This is a genomic window from Oleiphilus sp. HI0079, assembly GCF_001635105.1.
Genome location: NZ_LWFT01000427.1, coordinates 1 through 14,329, shown reverse-complemented (window position 1 = coordinate 14,329; position 14,329 = coordinate 1). Strand labels below are relative to the sequence as shown.

The 14,329-nt window shown below is 48.2% G+C and carries 17 protein-coding genes; 12 read left to right on the top strand and 5 right to left on the bottom strand.

Annotation, left to right across the window (positions count from 1 at the left end):
• The 6 genes from A3750_RS05630 to A3750_RS05605 all read left to right on the top strand — a co-directional run.
• On the top strand, positions 1–432 hold a 432-nt coding region (locus tag A3750_RS05630), incomplete at its 5' end, for a DUF3943 domain-containing protein (protein ID WP_156498434.1).
• Positions 416–964, top strand: a complete 549-nt coding sequence (locus A3750_RS05625) for an outer membrane beta-barrel protein (RefSeq protein WP_068465824.1) — start codon at positions 416–418, stop codon at positions 962–964. The genes A3750_RS05630 and A3750_RS05625, both read left to right, overlap by 17 nt.
• 192 nt (positions 965–1,156) lie before the next feature.
• The gene (gene gmk / locus A3750_RS05620; RefSeq protein ID WP_068548082.1) at positions 1,157–1,786 is read left to right on the top strand and encodes a guanylate kinase; all 630 of its coding nucleotides are present in this window, start codon (positions 1,157–1,159) and stop codon (positions 1,784–1,786) included.
• A gap of 81 nt (positions 1,787–1,867) precedes the next feature.
• A complete protein-coding gene (gene rpoZ, locus A3750_RS05615; protein ID WP_068454382.1) occupies positions 1,868–2,080 on the top strand; it encodes a DNA-directed RNA polymerase subunit omega in 213 nt (70 codons plus the stop codon).
• 131 nt (positions 2,081–2,211) lie between these two features.
• Entirely contained in the window at positions 2,212–4,323 is a 2,112-nt protein-coding gene (locus tag A3750_RS05610; protein WP_068454379.1) for a bifunctional (p)ppGpp synthetase/guanosine-3',5'-bis(diphosphate) 3'-pyrophosphohydrolase, read from the top strand.
• Between the two features lie 37 nt (positions 4,324–4,360).
• The gene (locus A3750_RS05605; RefSeq protein WP_068454376.1) at positions 4,361–4,744 is read left to right on the top strand and encodes a RidA family protein; all 384 of its coding nucleotides are present in this window, start codon (positions 4,361–4,363) and stop codon (positions 4,742–4,744) included.
• 63 nt (positions 4,745–4,807) lie between these two features.
• On the opposite strand, the gene A3750_RS05600 is transcribed toward A3750_RS05605, so the two are convergent.
• Positions 4,808–5,677, bottom strand: coding sequence for an NAD(P)H-binding protein (locus A3750_RS05600; RefSeq protein WP_068454373.1), 870 nt, complete (start codon positions 5,675–5,677; stop codon positions 4,808–4,810).
• Between the two features lie 179 nt (positions 5,678–5,856).
• On the opposite strand from A3750_RS05600, the gene recG reads away from it, so the two are divergent.
• On the top strand, positions 5,857–7,941 hold the full coding sequence (gene recG, locus A3750_RS05595) for an ATP-dependent DNA helicase RecG (protein ID WP_068465826.1): 2,085 nt from the start codon (positions 5,857–5,859) through the stop codon (positions 7,939–7,941).
• 10 nt (positions 7,942–7,951) lie between these two features.
• Here recG and A3750_RS05590 read toward each other — a convergent pair whose 3' ends face one another.
• From A3750_RS05590 to A3750_RS05580, 4 genes are all read right to left on the bottom strand, one after another.
• On the bottom strand, positions 7,952–8,374 hold the full coding sequence (locus tag A3750_RS05590) for a group 1 truncated hemoglobin (protein ID WP_068457941.1): 423 nt from the start codon (positions 8,372–8,374) through the stop codon (positions 7,952–7,954).
• Positions 8,375–8,394: 20 nt separating this feature from the next.
• Positions 8,395–8,712, bottom strand: coding sequence for a DUF3034 family protein (locus A3750_RS25965; RefSeq protein WP_197474927.1), 318 nt, complete (start codon positions 8,710–8,712; stop codon positions 8,395–8,397).
• Positions 8,690–9,244 carry a DUF3034 family protein gene (locus A3750_RS25960; RefSeq protein WP_068743134.1) on the bottom strand — a complete coding sequence of 185 codons (555 nt, stop codon included), beginning with the start codon at positions 9,242–9,244 and terminating at the stop codon, positions 8,690–8,692. The genes A3750_RS25965 and A3750_RS25960 overlap by 23 nt, the downstream gene beginning before the upstream one ends.
• Before the next feature lie 112 nt (positions 9,245–9,356).
• Positions 9,357–11,648: a molybdopterin-dependent oxidoreductase gene (locus A3750_RS05580; RefSeq protein WP_068548081.1), complete on the bottom strand. Its 2,292-nt coding sequence runs from the start codon at positions 11,646–11,648 to the stop codon at positions 9,357–9,359.
• 161 nt (positions 11,649–11,809) lie between these two features.
• Here A3750_RS05580 and A3750_RS05575 point away from each other — a divergent pair, with 161 nt between their 5' ends.
• The 5 genes from A3750_RS05575 to A3750_RS05555 form a co-directional block, all read left to right on the top strand.
• Positions 11,810–12,700: a LysR substrate-binding domain-containing protein gene (locus A3750_RS05575; RefSeq protein WP_197474926.1), complete on the top strand. Its 891-nt coding sequence runs from the start codon at positions 11,810–11,812 to the stop codon at positions 12,698–12,700.
• Positions 12,701–12,881: 181 nt separating this feature from the next.
• A complete protein-coding gene (locus A3750_RS05570) occupies positions 12,882–13,133 on the top strand; it encodes a VF530 family DNA-binding protein (protein WP_068548079.1) in 252 nt (83 codons plus the stop codon).
• A 2-nt stretch (positions 13,134–13,135) separates the two neighbouring features.
• Positions 13,136–13,519 (top strand): DUF2750 domain-containing protein, encoded by a 384-nt coding sequence (locus A3750_RS05565; protein ID WP_068458121.1) that lies wholly within the window; start codon positions 13,136–13,138, stop codon positions 13,517–13,519.
• Between the two features lie 92 nt (positions 13,520–13,611).
• Complete coding sequence (locus A3750_RS05560) at positions 13,612–14,076, top strand: NfeD family protein (protein WP_068458124.1); 465 nt, start codon at positions 13,612–13,614, stop codon at positions 14,074–14,076.
• The coding region (locus A3750_RS05555) for an SPFH domain-containing protein (protein ID WP_255374868.1) at positions 14,073–14,329 on the top strand (257 nt) is incomplete at its 3' end. The genes A3750_RS05560 and A3750_RS05555, both read left to right, overlap by 4 nt.

Here is a 14,329-nt window from a genome sequence, read left to right as displayed (position 1 = left end):
CCCTATTTTGGTGGCGTGTATTATCAAGTTGCGCGCAAATCCGGCTACCGTCAATGGGACTCTTTCATGTATTCGTTCATGATGTCCACGTTTTATTGGGAGTACGGGTTAGAGGCTTTTGCGGAAGTACCGTCGGTTCAAGACTTGGTCGTGACGCCCGTAGGCGGATGGTTGTGGGGCGAATGGTCTTACCAGAAAGAGAAAGAAATTCGTAAGAATGGTGGCACCGTTTACGAATCTTATTTCTGGGGAGATATCGCTTTATTTTTGCTCGACCCCGTGGACACGATTGGCGCAGGCATAAACAACATGATGGGGCGAGAGGTAGTGAAGGCTGGAACAGCCTGGGTATCGACTCAACCTGCGTCTGGCAACGGTCAAAACCAGTCGAGTAACGATCAATGGAGCTTAAACATTGCCTTCCAATTCTAGTAACCTCGCAACGATTAAACGCTTAGCACTCATTGCTAGTTTGTTCATGCCCATTGCGGCACACGCAGAAGATCCAATTGATCGGAGCATCATTTTTGTTGCTGCCAATGCTGGCCTTGCTCATTTCGACTCCAAGCGTCACTTTGAGGACCGGGATTTTGGAGGCCTATCACTTGGATTACATCTAAACAGATCATGGTCTACTTCCTTATTTTACTCACGTTCGCACCCCGAAAGTGGCTTAGGAAGAAATGTTCGGTTCGAAAACTATTTTGTGCAAGTTAAGCACTACTGGCGCGGAGAGAGCCAATGGCGACCATATTTGGTTGGCGGACTAGGCGAAACGATCCAAGACAGAGAAGAAGACCGTTCAAGCACCACAGCACACGCTGGTTTAGGGATGCACTATGCGATTAATGCAAAATGGGCAGGACAACTGGATTACAGATACTTCAGCGCTCTTCACGATGGCTTTCAGGACAAGACATTGATGACTAGCCTCATTTATCGATTTGGCACAGGGGAACGATAGAAACAAGGACAAGCGATAGGACGCAAGCAAGATCCGCTCTTTCGGAACAGTCCAATCAGATGACCTAAAAGGCGCTTATAGCGACACTCTACCATTCAAGGCACAGTAGCTGTAAACTGTGCCGGCTTAAACCAAGACAATCTGTATTGTCGCGAAGAAATCTGCCGCAGCATATTTGGAATAAGCACCGTTATGATCCTCAAGCCCACCATATCTGGAAAGTTATATATTGTCGCCGCTCCATCAGGCGCTGGCAAAACGAGCCTTGTTCACGAACTAACTGATCGCTACAGCGATATTGCAGTCTCTGTGTCGCACACCACCCGAGACCAACGTCCGGGCGAGCAAGACGGAGTGAACTACAACTTCGTGTCTGTTGAGCAGTTCAAGCAGCTCATTGATCAAGGTGATTTTATCGAGCATGCCGAGGTCTTCGGCAATTACTACGGTACATCAAGGAACTGGGTTCAGGAGCGTCTTGACCAAGGACTGGATGTAATACTTGAAATCGATTGGCAGGGTGCGCGTCAGGTAAGAGAGCAGTTCCCAAGCGCAATCAGCATTTTCATCGTGCCACCATCCAAGGCAACGCTCAGAACACGCTTGGAAAGCCGAGGCCAGGACAAAGCCGAAGTCATTGATCGCAGAATGCAGGAAGCGACATCCGAATGCAGCCACTTCAACGAGTTTGATTATTTGGTAGTGAATGAGAATTTCAGTCAGGCCGTTGCCGAGCTGGGAGCTATTTTTATTTCTCACAGACTGCTTGTTGACACACAAGCGCAGCGTCATAAAGACATTATCGACGACCTGTTGTCATAAGCACGTAACTAACATAGAATGCGCGGTTCGTTTTTGGGCTAACATAAAGTCCACTATTTTGATTTCTAGAGGTGAATTTGAATGGCACGTGTGACCGTTGAAGATTGTTTGGATAACGTAGACAACCGCTTTGAACTTGTCATGGTAGCAACGAAGCGTGCACGCCAGCTTGCAAACACTGCACAAGAGCCGTTAGTGCCTGTGGAAAATGACAAACCTACCGTTTTGGCCCTGCGTGAAATTGCAGAAGGCCACATCAATGCAAAAAACGTTGACTTAAGCACTCCTGAGTAATTTCTTTACTACAAGACGCTTGAAAAACCTGCTAGCTTAAATAATATTAAGCAATGCCTAGAAAAGCTGATCAGGCTATGCCTCTTCAGCTTTTTTTGTCTCTCAAATTCGCACACATTAGCAGGTAAAGCGTGCCCAAAATCGATGGGTTAATAGAACGAACAGAATCATATCTCGACCCGGCGAAAGTGCGCCTGATTGAAAGAGCCTATTATGTCGCCAAAGAAGCGCATGAAGGGCAATTCCGGCGCAGCGGTGATCCCTACATCATTCACCCTATTGCCGTTGCCAATATTCTCGCAGATTTACATCTAGACCATGAAACGCTCATGGCTGCATTGCTGCACGACGTGATTGAAGACACGCCTACCACAAAAGAAGAGTTGGCAGCGGAATTTGGTGAAGCAGTAGCCGAGCTCGTCGATGGCGTAAGCAAGCTGACGCAAATTGAATTCAAATCAAAAGCAGAGGCCCAAGCACACAACTTTCAGAAAATGACGCTCGCCATGGCGGACGACATTCGGGTTATTCTAGTCAAGCTTGCCGATCGTCTCCATAACATGCGCACGCTTGGACCACTTCACCACGAAAAGCGGCGACGCATCGCGACCGAAACGCTCGACATCTATGCCCCAATCGCCAACCGCCTTGGCATTAATAGCATCCGTACCGAGCTTGAAGATCTAGGCTTTCAAGCCCTCTATCCGATGCGTTCGAAATACATTCGCAAAGCGGTGAAAAAACTTCGCGGCAATCACAACGAGATTCTGGACGAGATTCAAGGACGCATTGAAAAGCAACTCAATAAACGTAACCTAAACGGAACGGTTGTTGGCCGAGAAAAGCATCTCTACAGTATTTACCAAAAAATGAAGTACAAGCATCGCTCATTCCACGAGATTATGGATGTGTATGCTTTTCGGATTATCTCCGACTCGGAAGATGACTGTTACCGTATTCTTGGTGCGCTACACGCACTCTACAAGCCCCTGCCATTTAGATTTAAAGATTACATCGCCGTGCCAAAGGTAAACGGCTATCAATCCTTGCATACCACGCTCTTCGGAATGCATGTAAATATCGAAGTGCAGATTCGCACAGTGGAAATGGAGAACCTTGCGAACAACGGTATCGCCGCACACTGGCAATATAAAGACGATTCCAGTTTGCAGTTGGCCAATCAGGCACGTATTGATCGCTGGCTAAGCGGACTCAAAGAGATTCGAGAAAATGCCGGTGACTCGATGGAGTTCATTGAGCACGTTAAGATCGACCTGTTCCCTGATGAGATCTACGTGTTTACGCCCAAGGGAGCGATCCTAGAGCTTCCCGCTGGCGCGACCCCGATAGATTTTGCTTATGCCATTCATACTGATGTTGGCAATGCCTGCGTGGCATGCCGCGTTAATAAGCAATTAGCGTCCCTCAGCGAGCCCTTACAAAGCGGACAGACGATTGAGATCATCACCGCGCCGGGAGCCAAACCGAGCCCAGCATGGCTCAACATTGTGGCAACAGGTAAGGCAAAAAGCAGCATTCGCCATTTCATCAAACAAAAGCAGCACGCTGAAAATCTTTCTTTGGGTAGAACGCTACTCGAGAAATCCATGGCGGGTATTTCACTAACTTGGGAGAACGTTGATGAGCCACATCTGCATCACGTACTTGAGCACAATAAAGTAGCAACGCTTGATGAACTGATTCTGCTGATTGGTCAAGGCTTACGCATGCCCTATATCATCGCGCGCCAGTTAGCGACAGAAGGAAAGCTCGGGCAGGAAGCAGAAGAAGCACCACGACAAAAATTAATGATCAAAGGCACGGAAGGCATGCAAGTATCGTTTAGCTCTTGCTGCCACCCAATCCCAGGAGACCCGATCATTGGCTTACCAGACAACGAAACAGGTCTGGTTATTCACTCAGAGCAATGCAAAAAAGCCTTGCGAACGAGCAAGGCGCATCAACGCTTATACCTCAGCTGGATGAAAGACATTACTGACGAGTTTGCCGTCGAGCTGCAGATTCAGCTTGAGCGTCACCGAGGCATCATTGCCGAGCTGGCATCCGCTGTCACACACGCGGAAGCCAACATTGAACATATCGGGGTGACCGAGCAAAATGCACATATGAGCGTCATTAAAGCGGTGATTCACATTCAAGGACGAAGACACTTGGCACGTGTCATACGGCGCATCAGGAACATTAAGGCCGTCATCAGCATACAGAGAATTGTCAATCACTAACGCGCTAGCAAGCGCTTACATACAATAAGGTTTTAGTATGAGCAACAAATCCATTATCCAGTCTGATACAGCGCCACAAGCGATCGGAACTTACTCTCAAGCTGTGAAGGCAGGCGACACAGTTTACCTTTCGGGCCAGATACCACTCGACCCCGAGTCTATGGAGCTTGTTGGTGGTGGGATCGAGAATCAGATCAAGCAAGTGTTCGAGAATCTAAAAGCGGTTTGTGAAGCCGCCGGCGGCAGCTTGCAAGACATCGTCAAGCTCAACATTTTTCTTACAGACTTAGGCAACTTCGCAACAGTCAATGAAGTGATGGCAACCTACTTCCAAACGCCCTACCCCGCGCGCGCAGCGATCGGTGTCGCCGCGTTACCAAAAGGTGCAGAAGTCGAAATGGACGGTATTGTTATTCTTTAATCTGTTCGTTTTTTCGGCGCGCTGACAACAGCGCGCCCTCCTTTCTGAGCCGACTGAATTCCTTTAACCGCTAATTCGCGCGCACATCTCTGCATAACCTTGGCGATAATCAGGATATTGAAGGCCATAGCCTGTATTCAACATACGCTTGTTCGATAGGCGTTTATTACCGGTTCTTCGAACGGGTTCGGCTCCCGCCTCTATGAAGGTTGCATCGATACCCAGTTGACGCGCTATGAATCGATAAACCTCGTTTAAATCCACCGGCGCTGAGTCACTAGCAATGTACAGAGCTTCGACATCCTGCCTCGCGAGCACTTTTTGAATTAAGAAGACCAGAAAACCAACCGCATCATCTTCGTGAATACGATTACTCAAACGCTCACTGCCGCTCAGCACAGGCTCTCTTGCCAATACCTGACGAACCATTCTTAGCCTCTCAGCACCATATATGCCGCTAAAGCGCACGACCGTATGCGCCAAATTACTTTGCTCCAAGATACGTTCGGCTTGCCGAATAACCGTTGCAGTTGGAGAACTTGGCATCGCAGCACTCAACTCATCCACAATCTCTCCATTGTCCTGACTAAACACACTAGAGCTTGATACAAACACTATATGAGGAGAACTCGAACCAACAAACCGCCTGACACACTGCTCCAATCCTCTCACAAAGACCCGCTCATAGGCCTCAGCCGAGCGCCCACTCGGTGTAACACAGTAAAGAATCACATCGATATTATCGGGCAGCGAACACCACGCTTCTTGGTCAGCAACATCCCCAATGAATATTTCCCGAACAGCGCTAGGTAATACCTCTCTTGCGGTTCTCTTGAGAACCAACGACTCGATTTCCGAGCTCAAGTCTTCGAAAACACGACTGGCTATTTGGCCAAAGCCGACAAACAAACAAGTAGGTTTTGCATAGGACATTTAATAGTTACCGTGAAATAGCTGCATTGCCGCGCGAAAAACACTAACATTAATTCAAAGCGCTACCAAAAACACGCAATAACAATTAATCAGACGCACCTCACAGCGAGCAATGAACCCCTTAACTTCCGAGCTAAAGAGCCGAATCAACCGGCCCATTAATTTGATCGAGAGACGACATGCCTGATCTCGATGAAATCCCGCTCACGCAATTAAAAGGCGTTGGCGCAAGCCTTGCGGAGACCCTCAAAAAGCTCGACTTGATTTCTATTCAAGACTTACTTTTCCATCTTCCGTTTCGCTACGAAGATCGCACACGCATTGTTCCGCTGAGCCAGCTAAGAGCAGGGCAACACGCGCTATTTGAAGCTGAAGTGAAAGGTAGCCGAATTGTGCATGGCAGACGACGAAGCCTTGAAGTGCACGTGCAGGATACGAGCGGACAGGTAGCGCTACGTTTCTATCACTTCAGCGCGGCTCAAGCCAAACAATTAACGGCGGGTACCCGCTTACGCTGCTATGGAGAAGCCCGCCTAGGTCAAACAGGTCTTGAGTTTTATCACCCTGAATATCAAGTCCTTAAAGACAGTAAGAAGCATGCCCCGCCAGAAAAACTGACGCCTATCTACACGCTGACAGATGGCATACAACAACCACGCTTGAGAAAACTCTGCTCGGCAGCGCTGGCATTTTTAGATCGCCATCAAATTACTGAACTGATTCCCGACAACATTCTCGATGAACTGCAACTACCTAAGCTGCAAGCCGCCGTAAAGTACCTCCACGCCCCACCAACGGATGCCGACCAGCATGCGCTTTTAGAGGGCTATCACCCCTGCCAACAGCGGCTTATCTTCGAGGAGTTGCTGGCGCACCATATGAGCCTTTTGGAACTGCGCACCAGCATGCAAAGAAAAACCTCGCCGCCACTGCCTGAAACGGATCTAAGCAAAGATCTTAGACACCAGCTTTTAGAGCAACTTCCTTTCACGCTAACCGGGGCGCAGATGCGTGTTTCCGAAGAGATACGAGAAGATCTTGCAAACCCCTATGCTATGTTGCGCCTTGTGCAAGGAGACGTCGGCTCCGGAAAAACCTTAGTTGCGGCAATCGCGGCCTTGCAGGCAATAGCGCATGGTTTTCAGGTCGCTCTGATGGCCCCAACGGAAATTCTAGCGGAACAGCATTTTAATAACTTCAAGCTCTGGTGCGCATCGCTGAACATTCAGGTTGGATGGTTAAGTGGCAAAGTCAAAGGCAAAAAACGCGAAGCTCAGCTCGAAGCACTAAAAAGCGGCGCGGTGCAAATCATCGTCGGTACCCACGCGCTTTTTCAAGAGGATGTGGAGTTTTCACAGCTTGGCCTTGCGATCATCGACGAGCAACATCGCTTTGGGGTTCACCAACGCCTTGCTCTTAAGAACAAAGCATCCGCTGATTACGGAGTGCCTCATCAGCTCATTATGACTGCCACACCGATCCCCCGAACGCTTGCGATGAGTGCCTACGCCGACCTTGATACATCCATCATCGATGAGCTACCGGCTGGGAGGCAGGCAATTGAAACCTTTGTTATTCCAGATAGTAAGCGGCAGGATATTCTTACGCGGGTCGAACGCATCTGCAAAGACGGCAGACAGGCTTACTGGGTGTGCACGCTGATTGAAGAATCAGAAGCACTGCAATGCCAGGCTGCTGAGGCTAGCGCGCAATGGCTCGCCTCAGAGCTAAGCGACCTCACTGTCGGGCTTATCCATGGTCGAATGAAGGCAGATGAGAAGACCTTGATCATGGAGCAGTTTAAGGCTGGCAACATTGATCTGCTCGTCGCCACAACGGTGATCGAGGTTGGCGTAGACGTCCCCAATGCCTCACTCATCATAATTGAGAACCCTGAACGCCTTGGCCTGGCACAGCTGCACCAATTACGCGGTCGCGTCGGCCGCGGCGAGTACAAAAGTTATTGCGCACTGATGTACCATCCGCCGCTATCACAAAATGGTAAAGAGCGCCTCGGCGCAATGCGCGATACAAATGACGGTTTTAAAATTGCCGAAAAGGATCTGGAGATTCGCGGCCCAGGCGAAGTCTTAGGCACTAAACAAACGGGCTTAATCTCGTTCCGGATAGCCGACCTTGAACGCGATAGCGAGTGGCTAGATTCCGTAAAACACGCCGCGCTAGAGATGCAGAAACATCCCAGACAAACCAAAGACTTAATTCGCCGCTGGGTTGGCAGTCGCCAGCAATTTGCAGAAGTCTAAACGCTACAGCTCACTGATGAAGCATGTCAGCGCGCATAGGTGCCAACTTCGCTAACAAGCGATTCTGAGCCGATAGTGAAATATCCGATTGCTCCATCGCCTTCTGTAGTATTTCGACAACCGCATTAAAATCTGCTGCCGATATATCCATTCCTTTGTGTACGTCTTTCATTGTGTCACCAGAATAAACACAGGGGCCGCCAGAGACTTCGCAAAACTGCTCAACGACTTTTTCGTAGAAGCGATCGAGATCTGTCTCCGTAAATGCCTGCTCTGTTCGCTCGTCTTTGATCAAGATTCGAACAAACCTATCTGCAATCTCCTCAACCCCCTTCTGCCCGCCAAGCTCCTCGAAGAGTGATCCGCGACTCTGCGTAGTCTGGCATCCGGCAATCAAGCCAACAATGAGAAAAATACAAAGATACTTATGCATGAGAGCTCCAAGGAATCAGGTTACAGGGTACCGTTTAGAGAGATATAAAAGCCTGTTTGATCTTCTTGGCCCGCGATAACACCAAGATCGAGATACGCCGCCGTAATCGACAAATTTTTGTTAGGAAACCAGGCAAGAAAGAGATCTTTCCAATGGTCCTCCGACAAAGCACTTAGTTGATTCTGCTTCTGCCTGAACTCAAAACCTAGCGCCACCTGCTTCGTTATGAACATCCCTCCGGCAAACTCTGCAAGTAGATTGGCACCAGAATCATCGCCGCCAAACCCAAGCAGTCCCGTTTCATTCGCTTCGGTATTAACGCACGTTAAGATTGGCAAATGCGGTTCGATTGAATGGTCCATTAAGCCATGCCTTGGCAGCACTCAGATAAACATCGACCCCCTCGCTGTCTTCGGCGCCAACAAGAGACAGCACCTCTTCATCGAGTAACGTTTTATGCTGAAGACCCAGACTAACAACCGGCATGACGTCATAGACAAGATCTCCGGTCAGCCTAACTTTAGCTCCAACGATGTTCTGACGAATCGAACGCGAGAGAGCATCGCTGTATAAATCTTGATGCGCGTAACTAAGCTCTAAACGATCATATGCCCCCACTGCGATGCCATGCACACTCAGATTATAATCATCTACTCGAGCCTCACTACTAAGGATGCTAGCCCCCAACTCGTCAGAGCTCGCATACGTTGCAATGGGCGCCCAAGGCGTCAAACCGCCGCCCCCAGCCCCTTCAATCGAACCAACACCAGCTGTGCCGATCAGTTTTCCGCCACCCGCCTCGGCGAGCGAGGAACAAAGCACAAAAGCCAGCGTCACCATTTTTTGGCGTACTGCGCATCGTTTAACCATGCAACCCTCTATTTGCCCTACTTAACGTTTCAGCTTAATGATAAACATCGATACACGTGAATGCGAATCTGGCGAGAAAACAAGCCTGTATCGTTAGCGGCGCGCACTTAGGCTAGGCACCTAACGCCACTAATTGTGCCGGTACATATTTGTGATAAGGCGTTTTTGTAAATGGGTCGCAATGATCCGATGACGTTAAGCGATTGATTTGAGGCCCAATAGGATCGCTATCTTTATAACGCATACCATAACCGTGAGGAAGCGTGATCATACCTTCGCGGATACCGTCATTCACTTCAATCTCTACCGTTATTTCACCGGCCCTAGTGCGACAGATTGCATGATCACCTGTACGCAAGTCTAAGTGCTCGGCATCGCTCGGATGGATGCGTAGCGCACCATTCTTGTCGACTTTTCGCCAACTTGGGTCACGAAAAATTTGATTTGCGTTATAGCTACGTCGCTCACCCGCCATCAACACGAAAGGGAAATCCTCACACACTTCTGCTGGATGAGGCGTTTGGTCGGCAAGGGCATCAAGTTCTTCAAGCACCTCGGTGATCTCAAGGTGGATCTTTCCATCTTTGGTTTTAATGAGTTGCCACATATCTTCCCAATTATGGGTACTGACACGAACACCAGAATTGCCATTAATAATCGCATTAAACAAATTGGCGCCAAGCGTGAGTTTATTCCCGTGGTGCCCCGCTCGCTTAACGGCTTCTTTATGTTCACCTGCAAATTTGATCGAAAGTGGTAGCAAGAATGCGCCCGTCGCCGCTTCCCCGGGCAGATATTTACCTAAGGTTCGGTACATGATGGACGGCGCATAGGCTGCAAGCTTTTTGTTACGCGTCAGCTTTGCGATTAGCGCAGTCACATAGGGCTGATGTTTAGCAAATGCAGGTTGGTACTTGGCGATACCTTCCAATAATGGGTAGCTTTTTGGAAGCACCCCCATTTTCTCTAATAAGCGTGTCGCGATCTCTGGCTCTGGCAAGCTGTCGCCTAGTGGCTTGTGTACAGGTTTGCGCAAATGGAAAAAATTGGAAGGAAACTCAAGGTTAAAGCCTGTTGCTTCCCACTTTTCAAACTGAGAAGCAGCGGGCAGAACATAATGCGCATGCCGGGCTGTTTCTGTCATGGCGACGTCTACAACGACACAAAGCTCTAACTTTGAGAATGCGCGTTCATAAGCTTGGGTATCTGAAAATGTCTGAATTGGATTAGCACTTTCAATCCAAAGTGCGCGCAACCGATCTTCTCCCTCATGCTCGATCTCATCTGGCAATATATTGGGTGGATATAACCCGGCGATAGGGAGCATTTTATGGTGCGCGGTAAGCTTTATCTTCTTACTTCGCTCGTCACTATTACCCAATATTGGTAGTAGGCTCGCATGCACATTGTTTGCGCCTTTTTTCCCAAAATTTCCGGTGAGTATATAAAGCATTTTTTCAAGATAGGCGGTGACCGTCGAGTGCAACGAGTGCTGCAAACCCAAATCAATGCGGACGCAGCCAGCTTTGGCCTTGGCAAAGTCGCGCGCAATGGTATAAATGGTATCTTGGTCTAATTCGGTTCGAGCGATGTATCGATCGACATCAATGGCGCGTAACGATTTTTCTAAGGCCTCAAATCCAGTGCAGTGCGCGGCAATAAATGGTTTGTCGTACAGTTCTTCTTGCACGATGATGCCCAGCATTGCTGACAATAAATAAGCGTCGGTGCCAGGCTTTATCGCTAAATGATAATCCGCATACTTAGCACTTTCTGATACGCGAGGGTCCACCAAAACCATAGTACGCTGAGGGTCGTTTTTTAATTCCCTGAGTACTTCTCGTGCGTTAGGAATACCGTGTGATTGAAACGGGTTACAGCCTATAAACAACACGTAATCGGAGTGTTCAATATCTTCTGTACAGTGAACGCGTTGATCACCAAACAAACGGCCGTTCATCCAAAAGTCCATGGTTTTCTCTTGCGCTAGCGCAGAGTACACGTAACGGCTTCCACCCATGGCATGACGCAATTGCTGTGCATAGGCGCCACCTAAATGGTTACCTTGCCCACCACCACCAACAACGGCAAAACAGTCTGGCCCATGCTGCTCTTTTAGCGACAGCATCTTATCGGCAATTTCCGTGAGAGCCTGATCCCACGAGACCTCTTCAAAGCTGCCATCGTCTTTACGCTTCAATGGTTTTGTTAGCCGGTCATCATGGTGTTGATAATGCTCCAAGCGCGCCGCCTTTTGACAGATATAGCCGGTCGTCATTGGGTGCTTGGGGTCGCCCTTGATCTTCTTAAATCGGCCTTCACCATCCGTGCTGATGGTTATTCCGCAATTACGCGAACACAGAATGCAGGCCGAGTCGTGATCGATAAGTTCTTGTGTGGTCATAGCTACCTCTAGTTCGTGCGCGCTTTACAATATCAGCCTAGTTAAGATTAACTTATTTCATTATTGTGATTAGGCACGCTATACCTTGCAATAAAGCATCGCAATTCATATTTTCTGAGCTTATGATAAGTTTTACTTATCTTTATTTCGAAAGCTTGGCAATGAACACATCCCCCCCACCTATCCAATGGNTGCCAGCGTTTGAAAGTGCGGCGCGCCTGCTTAGTTTTCGTAAAGCCGCTGACGAATTATGCGTCAGCCCACCAGCAATAAGTCAGCAGATAAAATCTCTAGAAGAATATATTGGTGTCAGTTTGTTTGACCGAAGCAAAAAGCAGCTAAGGCTCACCGAAGAAGGACATCGCTATTACACGGTAGCAGGGCAGGTTATAAAGCTGCACAGGGAGGGGTACGAACAATTCTCTCGGTCCCTTGGCCCAAATGTACTACAAGTTAGCGCGCCGATTTTTATCGCTCAAGAGCTGTTGATTCCGAATTATATGAAGTTTAAGCAGTTCGACCCGAAGACCGAACTGCGCATTACAACCGGAAACGAGCTAGTAAGCTTTGATGACCATCAGTTTGACGCAGCAATACGTTTTGGCGCGGGTAAGTGGAGTTCGTTATATGCGCGACCTGTATGCAAAATCGGCTTTTGCTTGATCGCTAGTGAGCGTTATCTAACTGAAAATGGTTTGGATCAACAGACCTTCGTCAACCAAGCGCTGCTTGGAGAAAATACTTTGCTAACACTAAACGAAAACCTGGAGGACTGGGGGCAGATTTTCCCAAACATTGTCGCTAAAGAGCGCATTGTGTGCGACTCATACTTCGCTGCCTTGCGCGCCGCAGAAGAAGGCTTGGGGATTTGCGTAGGGTTAACGCCCATCATTAATCATTGGCTTAAGACACGGCGCGTTGTAAAACTAAACGCGGACCCTATTGAAGCCGAGCTAGCTTATTGGCTGGTTTCGAAGAAAACATCCGAAGAGCTTCCCAGTTTAGATGCTCTTTATAAATGGGCGCATACCTTATTCGCACAGCTAAAGTAATGCAGCCACTTTACTGACGGGCCTTCGCTTTCTGCAGCCTGCTGGCTTTTTCGCTCAAAGCGCTGCGCTGGCAATCGACATTAGAGTCTTTTCAAAAAAAACACACAACTTCGCCATTTATTCGTTATAGTCTGCGCGTTACAAGGCCCTATCTTCTTATTTTATTGTTTTGGCAGAGCGTATGAGCGAAGAGCAACCGAACAACCCCTTGCATGGAATCACCTTGGAAATGATGGTGACCAGACTTCAAGAACACTATCAATGGGAAGGTCTAGCAAAACGCATCAATATCAACTGTTTCAAAAGCGACCCTTCCATTAAGTCATCATTAAAGTTTCTTCGCCGCACACCATGGGCAAGAGACAAGGTAGAAACCCTGTATCTAGCCACTTTCGTCAACCCAACCCCTTCCCCTTGGGAAAATAGGAATTAGTTATGAGCCAAGAGAACCCTCAAGAACTTTACGACTTGGACTGCGAAAGCCGTTACGAATACAGCCTTATCCAGATCGTCGAAGAGCGCGAAGTATGGATACTCATCAATCAGAATGAAGAGTTCTTAAAGATCTATTCAGAAGACGAGGAATTTGAATACTTGCCAGTATGGCCAAGTGAAAGTCTGGCTGTTTTCTATGCTCAGGGTGAGACGGATCTAGAAGCAAAATGCCTATCCTTACCAAAGTTTTTAAAGGACTGGGTGCCAGGCCTGACTAAAGACAAACTTGAAATTGGCGTTTTCCCTGGTCTTGATGCAACGGTCTGGGTAACGGAAGCAGAAGACTTTAAGAACGATATCCAAGAAGAGCTGTCTAACCTTTGAGTAGGCATTGCAGTCCAGAGAAACGCTAGCGCCTTGCTGCGTTCTTCGTTATTGTAAAACTTCTCGCTTTATCCACCGTAAAGGATGACCTAATGATAGAACTTGAGCCATGGCACTGGGCAGCAATTGGCCTTCTGCTAAGCCTTGTCGAATTTTTCGTTCCAAGCTTCGTGTTTTTACTGATTGGACTCGCCGCCGTATTTACAGGTGGCATCGCCTACTTGGTTGAACTTGCAACCTATCAGGAAGTTCTTATTTTTGCCGGCCTGAGCGCAGTTGATGTCATCGTTTGGTTTAAGGTCGTTAAACCGAAAATTGGCGATCAATCCACAAGCCATGACCTGCAAACCGCCATGAATACGCAACTCGGCTATGTCACGTTTAATACCGAAGCCAGCCAACCGGGTAAGCTTCGCTTTAATATCCCAGTGGAAGGCAAAGAGATTTGGGACTACCGCTGCGATCAAGCGTTAAAATTGGGCGATACCGTTCGCATAGTCTCCGTTGAAGAAAACCACTTGTTAATCGTAGAAAAGAAAAAGGAAGCTTTGATATGACCAGTCTTATTCTCGCAGGCTTAATCGCCGCGATCGTCCTCGTTGCTATTTTCAAAAGCATTGTGATGGTGCCGCAAGGCATGCAAGTCGTCGTCGAGCGACTTGGCAAATACCAAAGTACACTCACCCCAGGCTTGAGTTTTATCGTGCCATTTATTGACGTAGCGCGATACACGTTAACAACCAAAGACATCGTTTTAGAGATTCCCAAACAAGAAGTGATTACGAGTGATAACGCGGTAATCGGTGCCAA